Source organism: Betaproteobacteria bacterium (assembly GCA_016713305.1).
GTDB lineage: Bacteria > Pseudomonadota > Gammaproteobacteria > Burkholderiales.
On sequence record JADJPK010000007.1, the window covers coordinates 295,350 to 307,955 of the forward strand.

The 12,606-nt window shown below is 63.8% G+C and carries 6 protein-coding genes and 6 pseudogenes; 9 read left to right on the top strand and 3 right to left on the bottom strand.

Translation table 11 applies throughout. The features are described from left to right. Positions 1–7 precede the first annotated feature (7 nt). On the bottom strand, positions 8–1,099 hold the full coding sequence (locus tag IPK20_09450) for a M48 family metallopeptidase (GenBank protein MBK8016906.1): 1,092 nt from the start codon (positions 1,097–1,099) through the stop codon (positions 8–10). Continuing rightward, positions 1,096–1,905: a TIGR00266 family protein gene (locus tag IPK20_09455; GenBank protein ID MBK8016907.1), complete on the bottom strand. Its 810-nt coding sequence runs from the start codon at positions 1,903–1,905 to the stop codon at positions 1,096–1,098. Before IPK20_09455 ends, IPK20_09450 begins: the two co-directional genes overlap by 4 nt. Before the next feature lie 2,489 nt (positions 1,906–4,394). Between IPK20_09455 and IPK20_09460 the strand changes: the two genes are divergently transcribed. Further along, positions 4,395–4,865: a PEP-CTERM sorting domain-containing protein gene (locus IPK20_09460; GenBank protein MBK8016908.1), complete on the top strand. Its 471-nt coding sequence runs from the start codon at positions 4,395–4,397 to the stop codon at positions 4,863–4,865. A 42-nt stretch (positions 4,866–4,907) separates the two neighbouring features. Here IPK20_09460 and IPK20_09465 read toward each other — a convergent pair whose 3' ends face one another. After that, a complete protein-coding gene (locus IPK20_09465; protein MBK8016909.1) occupies positions 4,908–5,693 on the bottom strand; it encodes a crotonase/enoyl-CoA hydratase family protein in 786 nt (261 codons plus the stop codon). Positions 5,694–5,816: 123 nt separating this feature from the next. On the opposite strand from IPK20_09465, the pseudogene speB reads away from it, so the two are divergent. The 8 genes and pseudogenes from speB to IPK20_09505 all read left to right on the top strand — a co-directional run bounded on the left by speB (position 5,817) and on the right by IPK20_09505 (position 12,603). Beyond that, positions 5,817–6,768 (top strand): annotated as a pseudogene (gene speB / locus IPK20_09470) (agmatinase). Between the two features lie 337 nt (positions 6,769–7,105). Further along, on the top strand, positions 7,106–8,209 hold the full coding sequence (locus IPK20_09475) for a hypothetical protein (GenBank protein MBK8016910.1): 1,104 nt from the start codon (positions 7,106–7,108) through the stop codon (positions 8,207–8,209). A gap of 388 nt (positions 8,210–8,597) precedes the next feature. After that, on the top strand, positions 8,598–9,779 hold the full coding sequence (locus tag IPK20_09480; GenBank protein ID MBK8016911.1) for a hypothetical protein: 1,182 nt from the start codon (positions 8,598–8,600) through the stop codon (positions 9,777–9,779). Between the two features lie 361 nt (positions 9,780–10,140). Then, positions 10,141–10,338 (top strand): annotated as a pseudogene (locus IPK20_09485) (calcium-binding protein). 54 nt (positions 10,339–10,392) lie between these two features. Next, positions 10,393–11,019 (top strand): annotated as a pseudogene (locus tag IPK20_09490) (hypothetical protein). Positions 11,020–11,130: 111 nt separating this feature from the next. Then, positions 11,131–11,547: pseudogene (locus IPK20_09495) on the top strand (hypothetical protein). Between the two features lie 42 nt (positions 11,548–11,589). Then, positions 11,590–11,940: pseudogene (locus tag IPK20_09500) on the top strand (calcium-binding protein). 144 nt (positions 11,941–12,084) lie between these two features. Further along, positions 12,085–12,603 (top strand): annotated as a pseudogene (locus IPK20_09505) (hypothetical protein). Positions 12,604–12,606 lie beyond the last annotated feature (3 nt).

Sequence of the window (12,606 nt, forward strand, 5' to 3'; positions counted from 1 at the left end):
GGGACGCTCAGGGGCCGGCTTTCAGCCGTGGATAGTCATAGGGCAGGGGAGCGAACTTCCTGCCGGGCGGAATGGCGGCCTCGATGGCGTGCATCCGGTCCTCGCTGGCCGGATGGGACGAGAGGAGGGTGGGCACGTTCGGTCCCTCCGCCATCAGCTTGCGGAAGAAGGCGGCCATTCCGTGAGGATCGATGTCGTTGGCCAACAGACGCTGAACGCCCAGCGAGTCGGCCTCCGACTCCTGCGATCGCGAGAAATTCAGGTTGCCGAGATTCTCCGCCCACGCGGCGGCCACGGACCCGCCGGCATCTCCCAGCAGCAGAGACAGCGCGATGCGCCATCCGGCGGCGTGGACCAGGCCGCGCAAGCCGTGCCGGCGCTCGACGTGCTGCACCTCATGCGCCAGTACACCGGCTATCTCTTCGGCGCTGTCCGCTTTCTCGAGCAGGCCCGTATGGAACACCACGAAGCCGCCAGGCATGGCAAAAGCGTTCACGGAAGGATCGCGGGCGATGTAGAACTCGTAGGGGTAGGGCGATCCCTGGGTGAGTTTGCCCCCGAGTTCCTTGAGCATCGGCAACGCCGGGTGCGAATCCACGATGGCGAGGCTCACACGCTGCTGCGCGAAGGCCTGACGCCCGAACTTTATCTCCATCTCCACGGGAATCCGGCCGACGGCCCATTCGATGATGGGGCCGGTCAAGGCGACGAAGGCGATGACCAGGGCGATCGGGATGCCCACCAGGACTGCGATCAGGCCGGTCGAGATCCGGCGGGTGCGCTTTTCCGAGGCAGGTCTGTCAGGGCCGCCTTGAAGGCGTGCCATGAGCGTCTTCACCGCGTCCGGATCCGATACGGCGAGTGTGCATGCGCCGCGATCGGTGCTCCACTCGACGAAAAGCTGGCTGTGGTTGAAACCCCCTCGGCGCCAGCGCAGACCCTGCCATCCGGGAACCGCGACGCGGGCGTGATCGCCGGCAAGCTGGAGGCCGAACACCGATATGGAACAGGTGACCTGCTCTCCCTCGCGGTCGAAGTCCGGCCCGTAGGCCCGGGCGGCAATGCTGCCGCCGCCCGGAGCGAAGGCGTCGGCCGTCACTCGTCGTCGCCGCCCAGGAGTCCGCCCAGAGCCGCGCCGCCGAGCATGCCGCCGAGGACCGAACCCTGCTCTCGCGAGCCGCCCATCTGCGGTGCCGCGGCGAAGATGCGGCTGGCGAGCCGCGACAGAGGAAGCGACTGGAGCCAGACCGTACCCGGCCCGCGCAGAGTCGCGAAAAAGAGGCCTTCGCCGCCGAACAAGGCCGTCTTGACCTTGCCCACGTACTCGATGTTGTAGTCGACGGTCGGTTGCATGCCGACCAGGCACCCCGTGTCCACCCGGAGGAGTTCACCCGGTGCGAGTTCCCGCTTCAGCAGGGAACCACCCGCGTGCACGAAGGCCAGTCCGTCGCCTTCGAGCTTCTGCATGATGAAGCCTTCGCCCCCGAAGAATCCCACGCCCAGCTTCTTCTGGAAGGCGATGCCGACCGACACGCCGCGCGCCGCGCATAGGAACGCATCCTTCTGACAAATGAACTGGCCGCCGATCTGCGCGAGATTCACGGGGATGATCGTCCCGGGGTAAGGGGCGGCGAAAGCGACCCGGCGCTTGCCACTGCCCTGGTTCGCATAGATGGTCATGAAAAGGGATTCGCCCGTGAGCAGCCGTTTGCCCGCGCCGAGCAGTTTTCCGAACAGCCCGCCTTGCTGGGTGCCGTCGCCGAAGACTGTCTCGAGGCTGATGCCGTCCTGCATGTAGAACATGCTTCCGGCTTCGCCGATGGCTGCCTCTCCGGGGTCGAGTTCGACCTCCACGTACTGCATTTCCTGGCCAAAGATCTGATAGTCGATTACGTCTGCCGCCATGGTGGTTCACCGGGTAGGTTGAGGGAGATCCGTCGGGATCCGAAGCCGCCGATTATGACAAACGAGGGCGCCCGTGGCGTGACAGTGCGTCGTCCGGACGGGCGGTGGCGAGGGTCAGGCCACGCAGGTGCAGGAGCCTCTCGGTAGCCTTCGCGGGGGTGGCCGTTCGCCGTCTCAATGTCGAATTTCTTGACACGGATCACTGACGAGCTTCGCTTCGTGTCCGGCGATGGCGACGAATCAGTGACTTGCGTCTCACGGTTCAGGTGGTACGGAAGATGTTAGGGCACAAAGTTGCGGTTCGATCGGAATCATGGCGTCGCCACCCGCGTCCGTGCAGTCGAGCAGGCGCAGGTGCCCAAAGAGATACGCCGGAGACCGGTCATCAGACTGGACCGCACTCAAACCAGGGAGCCATGCATAGTGAAGTCGCTACATCGTCCGGTGCCTGCAGCCGCGCGCCGCGCTTTTCGTTTGTCCGCCATCGCCACCGCTGTCCTGTTCGCTCACTGCGCCGCCGCCGCGGACGTGTCCTGGACGGGTGCTGGCGGAAACAGTTTCTGGGACGTGGCCACCAACTGGGATACCGGAGCGCGTCCTGACGTTGGGCAGTCGGTGGCGATCGGTGCCGTTCCCCTCGTGACCTTTCGCACTGCTTCCGGATTCACCGGTGCCACCGTAGACAGCATCGATTCGGATGCGGCGAACTTCGCCATGACGGGCGGGACTCTCACCCTGTCGGGGCCGTCTTCCTTCGCCGCCCTAACTCAAAGCGGCGGAATTCTGTCCAGCACTGCCAGTATCAGCGTTGGCGGGGGAGTCTGGAGCAATGGAAGCCAGCGGGGAGCGGGAATCACGACTTTCGCAACAGGCAGCACGTTCACCCTGGGCACGAGCGGCGCTGCAACCCTCTACGCGGACGGTGGCAGGATCCTGCGCAACGAGGGGACGGTGAACGCGAGTTACGGCAACGGCAACTTCACCCTGGATCTCAACAGTGCACCCGGAGCCACGGCTCTGACCGGTGCCGCCACGATCGAGAACGCAGGAACCTTCAACTTCTCGCCCATCATCAACCGGACCGCCACCATTTCTGCGTCGAACGGCGGCACGTCAGACAACGGTCTGGACGCTCAATTCAGCAACTCGGGGACGTTCAACAAGGGTGGGGCAGGCACGGTGACCTTCTACGTCCTGTTCGCGAACTCCGGCACCGTGGACGTGACGCTGGATGCGGTGAATCCGACATTCGGCAGCCTGGCCTTCATGCGCAACTCGATCTGGTCGGCCGGCAGCAGTCTCGAAGGCACCGGCAATGCGTTGTTCGGCGGCGGCGTCGCCAGCACCAACGTGTTCCAGGCCGGTTCTTCGGTCACGGCGGGCCGCGTGACGGCCTTCCAGGGCACGGTCACGATCGAGTCGGGCGCGGTGTTCACGCCCAGCCTGCTCGAGATCGCGCAAGGCAACGTGGTCGTGATGCCGGGATCCACCTTCGCGCCCGTGCAGCTCGAGATGAACAACTCAGGCTCGCTGGACCTCAGGAGCAACGACATCACCTTGCCAAACGGATCGCTGATCAGCAGCGGTCTCATCAAGGGCAGTGGCACGGTCACCTTCGAAGAGGCGGTTCTGCGCGGCGCGCGCTTCAAGGGTGCGGGCACCGCGCTTTTCGCAGCAGGCCACACCACGCAGTTCGGCGCCGGACAGGGCGGATCGCTGGACGCCGACGGCGGAAGAATCCTCCGCAATGAAGGCACCGTCGTGCTCGACTCGGGCTTGACCAACTGGGTGGCGGACTTCAACAGCACGCGGGATGGCACCGAGGCTGGTTCCGCCCGTCTGGAGAACGCGGGTCTGCTGGACATGAAGACCTACCTCAACCGCACCATCACCTTCGGGGCATCGAACAATGGCGGGGCGGACAACGGAAGCGCCGCCCGCATCGACAACACCGGCACTCTGCGCCAGACAGGGCAGGGTGGTGTGGTGATGAATCTCAAGGTCAACAACAGCGGCAACATCGAAGTCGGCGCGGGCACGACGCTCAACTTCTATGTCGGAACGCTGGATCAGAAGGCCGGCGGCAAGATGACGGGCGAAGGCACCGTCTATCTGCAGTATCTGGCCGGAACACCGCATTACTTCCGCACGGGTTCCACCACGGACGTGGGCCATATGCAGATCTGGGGCCCCGTGGTCATCGAGGACGGCGCACAGTTTGCGGGCGATTACGTGTTCCTCCGCGCCGTGAACGGCAGCAGTGTCACCAAGGTGGGCAGCCAGTCGCTGGTCTGGTCCGACGGCGTGCTCGACGTGGAATCCAAACTGACGGTCCAGCAGGACGTGCCCTTCATCCTGCGCGGGGGACGTCTCAACGGCGCCGGAACCATCGAGATGATCAACGCGGCCGCCGCGACTCGACCCACCCTTATCGCGGAGAACGGCGTGGTGGCCCCCGGCGGTTCGCTGGGTTCCCTGGCCGGCAGCGACTGGTCGTCGGGCACGCTCACCATCACGGGCGACTACGAGCAGAAGACTCCGGCGATGCTGGAGATCGATCTGCGGTATCTCGGCTTGGCTCTCACGAACCCCTTGGTGGGGGTCGACAAGCTGGCCGTCAGCGGCGATGCCACGCTGGGAGGGGTCCTGGTGATCGAGATGGACGCCGCTTTCAACCCCAGTATCTGGTCGGGAAGACCTACACCGTGCTCACATCAAGCCGGCTCTTCGGTACGTTCAATACGCTGGCCGCGATCGGTGAGTGGGAAGGCTTCGGTTACGAAGTGAGCTACGTGGACAGCAACGACGCGGACAACTTCGCTGATCAGGTGCGCATCACCATCAACGGCACCCCGGTTCCGCCACCGCCTCCCCCAGTGCCTGAACCCGGGACCTGGGGTCTGATGCTCGGTGGGCTGGGTCTGCTTGGGTGGGCTCGCAGGCGCAGCCGCAAGGGCTGATCCGGTGGAACACGGGCGTGCGCAGGCGCGCCCGTGTCGTTTCTACCGCTTCATCGTTTCCAGAAATGCCGTCACCGCCCGATCGTGCTCCGGCGTGTGGTGTGCCAACGCCTGCATCGCGGCAGACAGCTCGAGCAGCGAATCCAGACGCTGGTGCCGGGCTTCCTTCATCAGCCGCTTCGTCATGCGCAGCGCCGGCCCCGGATTCGCAGCGATCCTGTCCGCAAGTTTGCGGGCCTCATCGAGCAACTGATCGGGCGGCACCACCCGCGAGACAAGGCCGCACGCCAGCGCTTCGGCGGCGTCCAGGGTGTCCCCCGTGAATGACAGTTCGGCTGCCCGGGAAAACCCCACCGTCCGCTGCAGCAGCCACGCACCGCCGTCGCCCGGGATAATCCCCAGCTTGACGAAGCTTTCTGCGAACTTGGCCTTCTCGGACGCGATCCGGATGTCGCACATGCAGGCAAGATCGCATCCCGCCCCGATGGCAGCGCCGTTGACCGCCGCGATGGCAGGCACGTCCAGACGTTCGAAGGCGAGCGGAATCTGCTGGATGCCGCCGCGGTAGCCTTCGCGGATCGCGTACGGGTGGCCCGCCGCGATGCCCGTCTTGTTCTTCATGTCCTTCACGTTGCCGCCTGCGCAGAATGCGCTGCCGGCCCCCGTGACGATCACGCACCTGACCTCCAGATCCGCCTGCACGCGATCGACCGCATCGGCGACGGCATCCCACTGCGCCTGGCTCGTGAGCGCGTTGCGCTCATCCGGATTGTTGAGGGTGAGCGTGACGACGCCCCCGGACTGCTCGTAGATCACGAAATCGCTCAAGCTGTTCTCCTTCGCTTTCGAACCGTTCCCCCAGTGTAGCCGGACAGACGCCGACGTCCGCCGCCGCGGTGGCCGGCGCGTTGCTAGACTGAACGCAACGCGACATTCCTGTCGGAGGCAGCCATGGCCACGAACGAATTCGACCCCCAGGGTCTTCCGCGCTACATGGAGATCCCCACCTTCATGCGCACCCCGCTTCAGCGCGATCCCACCGGTCTGGACATCGCCATGATCGGGGTGCCCTACGACGGCGGTGTCACCTGTCGTGCCGGCGCCCGGCACGGTCCCCGGGAGATCCGCAACCAGTCGTCCCTGTGCCGTGGCATCCACCACGTGAGCCGCATCAATCCTTTCGAAGTCTGCCGTGTGGCGGACGTGGGCGACGTGGTGTTCTCCAGGATCTTCGATCGCGATGCGGTCCTGAACGACATCGAATCCTTCTACCGCCGCATTCACGAGGCTGGCGCGTTACCCTTGACCGCCGGTGGAGACCACTCCATCACCTATCCGATCTACCGCGCCATCGCTCGCGAACGTCCCGTCGGCATGATCCACATCGACGCGCACACCGACACCTGGGGTGAGTGGGGCGGGAGCCGGTTCCATCATGGATCGCCCTTCCGGTATTCAGTGGAGGAAGGGCTCCTCGATCCCAGGCGCACAGTGCAGATCGGCATCCGCGGCGCGCAGGGGGTGGACGACGGCTGGCGCTATTCCGCCGAGTCCGGCATGCGCGTGATCTTCATCGAGGAGTTCACCGCCATGGGGGTGGAAGCGGTCATCGCCGAAGCCCGGCGTGTCGTGGGCGATGGGCCCACCTACATCAGCTTCGACGTGGACGGCCTCGACCCCGGTCTACGCCCCCGGCACCGGCACCCCGGAGATCGGTGGCATCACCACCAGGGAGGCCCAGCAGCTCCTGAGAGGTCTGCGCGGCTTGAATCTCGTCGGCGGTGACGTTGTCGAGGTCTGCCCTCCGTTCGATCCTTCTGGCAACACCGCCCTGGTGGGGGCGACGATCATGTACGAGATTCTGTGTTTGCTGGCGGAAGGCGTCGGAAGTCGGCGTCGTTGATCCTGGCGGGAGGAGGGACCCGCCCGGAAATCCCGGCGACGCGGAGAAGAAAGAGCATCTGACGAGTGGCCGTTCGGACTGTCGCCGCGGCTGACAGGCCAATCCTCGATCCCACCTTCACGGACCGCGGGCTCTGACGGCGGTCCATGCTGGAAAAACCCGTAGTATCGTCCGACGGATCCGCTGGCCGGGTCACATTCGGGCAGGCTCGCTTGACGCCACCGGTTTGTGTGCAAATCCACAAAGCCTGGACATGGCGCGGCACAGACCTAGAACCGGCGGATTTCTTGCACTGTCCGCCTCCTGGACCGGGCGCCAGAGGAGTGGCCGGTCCCGCATGAACGGCAACAAGTACAACGAGACGGTTATGCGAGAAGAGGAACGAAACACGCCAGCGCAGGCGCACTCCAGCATATCTTCGACCCCCTGCATCGGGTGGATGGGGCTCGCCCTGCTTCTATTCGATCTGTCTGGAACAGCCGGGTGCGGGGTGCTCTCGCGTCCGCCCAAGCCCGACACGCGTCCCCACCCTCTGGGAGACACGTACGGTCAGAAGTACGACCTGGAGAAGTACAAGGCGTGTACACGGGCCGACCCGGGCAGCGGAAATTGCCTGCTCTTCAAGCTTCGCCGCAACGAGAACCCGGAGCTCTGGCCGTATCCCGATGTTCCCCCCATGAAGTGGCCCGAACCGCCGGTGGAAAGCGTTTACCGGGAAGGCATGACACCAGTGGAGTACTGGAGGGCATTGTGCAAGGCGGAAGCGGGGGAGTTCATCTACCGGACGGTGGAGGATGTCGATGGGCTGTACCAGATCCGTCCCCGGAAGCACGAGACGCTGCAGCAGATGGCGGATCGATACGTGGTGGAGGATCCGTACGGGACGACCAATGCGGAAGAGGAAACTCAACAGATCTTCTTCTCGTATGTCTTACCGCCGGAGAAGTGGCATCTGGACAGAAAGGGATACTCCTACATCGAATCTGCACCCCTGGATCTTGATGCGAAGCTGCCCATCTCGGGATATGACAAGTCACTTCAAGTACCCCGCCCAGACGGGGCTAGATTCGAGAGGTACTTTGGATACCGACGCCGTTACATGAGCGACTTGAAGATGGAATGGGATGTAAGACTCCTGTCCCGCTACGGATTTACCTGGCGGGGAATACGACGCCCCAAAGACCGAGAACTTGCCGTGGCAGGAGGTGAGCTTGCAGTTGTAGATCTCAAGACCAACGAGATTGTGGGCATCCGAAGAGGCTTCGTCCTGGCTGGCCAATCGAAAGACGGCACGTTGTGGTGGGATTCACCAAACGCCTGTCCCGAGTATTCCGCGATAGAGGGCATCGGCAAGAGACTGGGCAGGAATAGAAGTCTTGAATTCGGTTTGTGGTTTCTTACCAAAGTCGCCAGGCCCTCCGGTCGCCCCTATCCGCCATGACTGCGCTCGACTCCGCTCAACAGACGTCACTCAGCTATTTCCGGCTCACGCAGCTGACGGCGGATGCCTATTGTCCGTCTCCGGGTGACGCCGATCTCAGGCCATCAGGCTCCTTGCCGGAAACAACAACCTATCACCTACGGTGTTTGTAGATGGTGTGGAACAGGCAAACAACCTCTACGAAGTCTTTCCGAACGCGTCTCCGTTATCGGCTTTGCTACCCGGTGCGACGCGATTCGTAGATGTGATGATTACGGACGTAGTTGGACCGAACGGATTCCAGTTGGTGTCTCATTTGCCGAACGACCCTTCCGGCTTCTCCGGCACAGTTCTTCGATCCAACAGCGATTCCGGAGAATTCACTGTTGCCTTCCGCAGCAGCGAGTTCATGGAACAGCGCAATGGCGGCGATGACGCCAGAGACATCGGCGGTGCCGATACCGAGATCTTCCTGGACGGACTCGCCTGGGCTCAACTTGCCTCGGCGGAGAAATGGCTCCAGCAGATGTTTGGGCCGGGAGGATTGCTGGCCACCGCGCAAACGGTGCACTTCACGGGATACTCGCTTGGAGGTCACATCGCCTCCGTGATGACGGAACTTCATCCGGAATGGGTGTCGTCCACGTGGGTGTTCAATGGTTCTGGAAGAGGCGCGATCGCGGGCGGCTACTCGATCAGGCAATTGATTGATGCCTACAACCGGTTGCTGGCCGATCCGGACGCAGAAGTACCGGGGATCCTGAACGTTCGCCCGACCGACGCCATCGGTCTTGCCGAATACGAGGCCGCGAAACAGGAGGCGGCGAATCCGCCCACAGCAGCGCACTCCGTCTATCTCAGCGCAAGACATCGTTGGGCACTGAGGGTGATCGGTCCGTACGCAGACGGAATCGCCACCTCGACGGTCTTCAGCGGCCAGTCGATCGATCCCGTCGCCGACGCGAAGATCACCTACGTCTACGGGATGGCGACGCACCATGACGACACGCTCGTGTCGCTATCGGGCGTTCTGCCCAGCCATCGCATTCGCGTGTTCATAGAGGATCAGCCGCTCTACTACGGCCCCTTCTTTGTTCCGTTCACATCGGAAACGGACAAGCTGAGCCGGGACTTCATGGCGACTCACAGCATCACCTTGCTGGCCGATTCGCTGGCGCTGATGCGCCTGTTCCAGACGGTGGACGGGCAGATCTCTCAAGAGAAGATTGAAACGATCTTCGCTGCCGCGTCGAATAGGGTGGCCAATGCATCGCTCGATGCGGGGAGTGCCACTTACGAAGCGGACTCGTTGGAACGCGCTCTGGACAAACTGAGGTGGAATCTCATTCCCGGTACTGCAAGGGACGAGCGGAGGGACACGCCGTTTGACCCGAATGCCGCCGGCTTCTCCAACATCGATTTCCGCAACATCTTCCATACCCGCATCGACGAGATCACACGGCTCGTCAGCGCCACCTGGTTCGACGACTTACACGATCCAGCCGTTGGCGACGATGTCCTGGACCGGCGAGACAGGGATCAGCGGTCTCATCTCGCAGAGAACCGTGGCCTACGTCGTAGGCAAGGCTGATTCCCCGGTTCAACTGCGGTACCGCGCACAGGAAGACACGGCGCTCGGCCAGGCCTATAGAGTCGCTCTGGAGTTCCTCAGTCCTTTCGTGTTGACGGCGTCGACCTCCATCTACGACGCCGACAAGTATTCGCTCGAGCACTTCTCCGAGACTTATCTCAAGGACCGGGCCACGTTCCTTTCCAAGGTTCTCGACCGCAACATCAACAATCAGGCAAAGGGACTCATCCGCAGCACCATTCCCGGCCTGATGCAGGACGTCGATTCCGCGACGACCATCGATATCGGTCTGCCCTATCAGGACCAGCGGGGAACAACGCCTTCCTACTTCGTGAGATTCGGCGCTGACGCGAATTCCGGAGTGGAGGTGCTGGAAGGCGGAGCAAGCGACGATCGGCTGTATGGCCGTGGCGGCAGCGATCTGCTGCGCGGTGGCGCCCTCAACGATCGGCTCGAAGGCGGCGACGGAAATGATGAGCTATGGGGAGGTTCGGGACGGGACACGCTTCTCGGCGGCACGGGATCGGACGAACTCCATGGTGACGCCGGGTTGGACAAGCTGGACGGAGGGGAGGGCGACGACCGGCTCTTCGGCGGCGATCAGGACGACGAATTGAGGGGTGGCCCCGGCAGCGACGTGCTGGATGGCGGATCGGGCTTTGACCAGTACATCGTCGGGAGGGATGTGGACACCATCGCGGTGGATGCGGATGGAGGTTCCATCCGGCTGGAGGATGGACGCATTCTTGCGGGAACGTTCGCAAAGCGCGGTGACCGCTACGTGTGGACCGAAGATGCGTCGATTACGGCGACGATTGCCGGGACGACCTTGTCGATCGCGCTGGGCGGTGCCGGCACCGTGCTGATCGAGGGCTACGCGACGGGGCTCTTCGGGATTGCGCTGGCCGATCAAGGCGAGGTCGGAGGGTTGGTCGAGTCCTTCAACGGCGACCGGCGACCGGTGAACGTCGTGGACGGGGTCATCCGGGACCAGTGGCAGAACCCGGTACTGGGGCCAGAGGCCGAGCCATCGCGTGCCGACGAATTCTTCGGATCGCCTTTCAATGACGAGATCCGCACGTTCGATGGCAACGATCGGGTCGCCGACATCTGGGGCGGCAGCGACCTGATCGATCTCGGAAGCGGCGACGACACTGCGGAAGGCGGAGCCGGGGCGGACGTGGTCTATGGCGATGTAGGTCAAGACCTGATGTACGGCGAGGATGGGGACGACCGCCTCTATGGTGCGTACCGGACGGAACTTGCGGCGGCACTCGACGACGGTGAGCGGTCCGGGCTGGGGATCGGGGATTCGGATTGGCTCAGTGGCGGGGAGGGCCGCGATTGGCTCATCGGAGACGGCGGCGATGACCTGCTCTTCGGTGGAAGGGGGGACGACGTCATCGTCGCAGGTACGGGCGACGATGTCATCGCAGGTGACGCGGATCTACGCTCATCCGTTGTGCCGACGAGCCAGCCGGCCGGAGCTTCATGGGGCTGGCTCTGGAATCTTTCGGCGCTCTCACCTTTCGAATTCCAGGTCGAATCGGCGACGAGCACACAACACGACGATGCCTTCAGCGTGTACGCGCAGGATGCTGGCCACGATGTCATCCACGCCGGCGCGGGGAACGATGCCGTGTTCGGCTATGGGGGGAACGATTCGATCCATGGGGGCGGCGGAGACGATGTCGTCGCCGGCAACGACGGAGACGATGTATTGCGCGGCGAGGAGGGCGACGATCGCATCACGGGCGACAGCGGAGCAGCGGTCGTGGGCGGCGGCTACGCGGTCATCCAGGGCGACGACGTGCTGGAAGGCGGCGCGGGGAACGACTGGCTCCAGGGCGAAGGAGGATCGGACTATCTGGACGGAGGCGCCGGGGCCGACATCCTCATCGGTGACGGCGCGCACGTGGTCCCGGAGGTCGCCGGTGACGATGTTCTGCTGGGCGGCGACGGGGCCGACGTGCTGCTGGGCGGTGCCGGCCAGGATCGGCTGGAGGGCGGTGCCGGCGATGACCAGCTGGATGGAGGCTCCGACGACGACTACCTGATCGGGGGAGATGGCAACGATACGTTCATCGGTGGAACGGGCGATGACGTGCTGGTCGCCGGTAAGGGACGCGACACGTTGCGCGGGGGCGAGGGCAACGATCTCTACCTGATCGATGACGACGATATTGTCGTGGACGATTCCGGGGTGAACGTGATCCGGTTCGTCAACGAGGCCACCCGAGAGGGTGTGGCGGCGACACTCCACACGCTTAACGGTGTGGTGGTCGCCAGCTTGTCGACGGGTGGGATGCCGCTGGTCAACGTGCCCACACGGGCCTTGGCGGCGCCGGTCATCTCTGCTTCGGCGCCCGCCGAACCGGAGCCACCGACGAATCCGTCCGATGGCTCGACTCGCCTCGGGGGTGGCGCCGGTGACGGTTCGGGGGGTATTTCGATACGTCTTCGCTTCGGTAACGACATGCCCGCTCCCCCGGGAGGAGGATCGGTTCCGGTGCCGACGGAGCCAGTGACCGCCTCGCTCTCGACGATGGTGATCGAGTTCGCGGATGGCGAGCAGTGGACGGCGTCGGATCTCTTCGGGGAGATGCTGTACGACCCCGTGCAGTTTCAAGGTTCTGCGGATGACGATCTGCTGGAGGGCTTTGCCGGCAACGATACTCTGCGAGGTCTCTCCGGTGACGATGTGATCCTGGGGCACGGCGGCAACGATTCGCTGGAGGGCGGCAGCGGTGCCGATACGCTGGACGGAGGGTCCGGCAACGACCGGATCACGGGCGGTGGGGGCGGGGACGTCTACCTGTTCGGAATC

Coding starts and splice junctions, on each gene's coding strand:
- IPK20_09455 (MBK8016907.1), bottom strand. CDS start 1,905: ATGGCGGCAGACGTAATCGACTATCAGATCTTTGGCCAGGAAATGCAG.
- IPK20_09475 (MBK8016910.1), top strand. CDS start 7,106: ATGAACGGCAACAAGTACAACGAGACGGTTATGCGAGAAGAGGAACGA.
- IPK20_09480 (MBK8016911.1), top strand. CDS start 8,598: ATGGAACAGCGCAATGGCGGCGATGACGCCAGAGACATCGGCGGTGCC.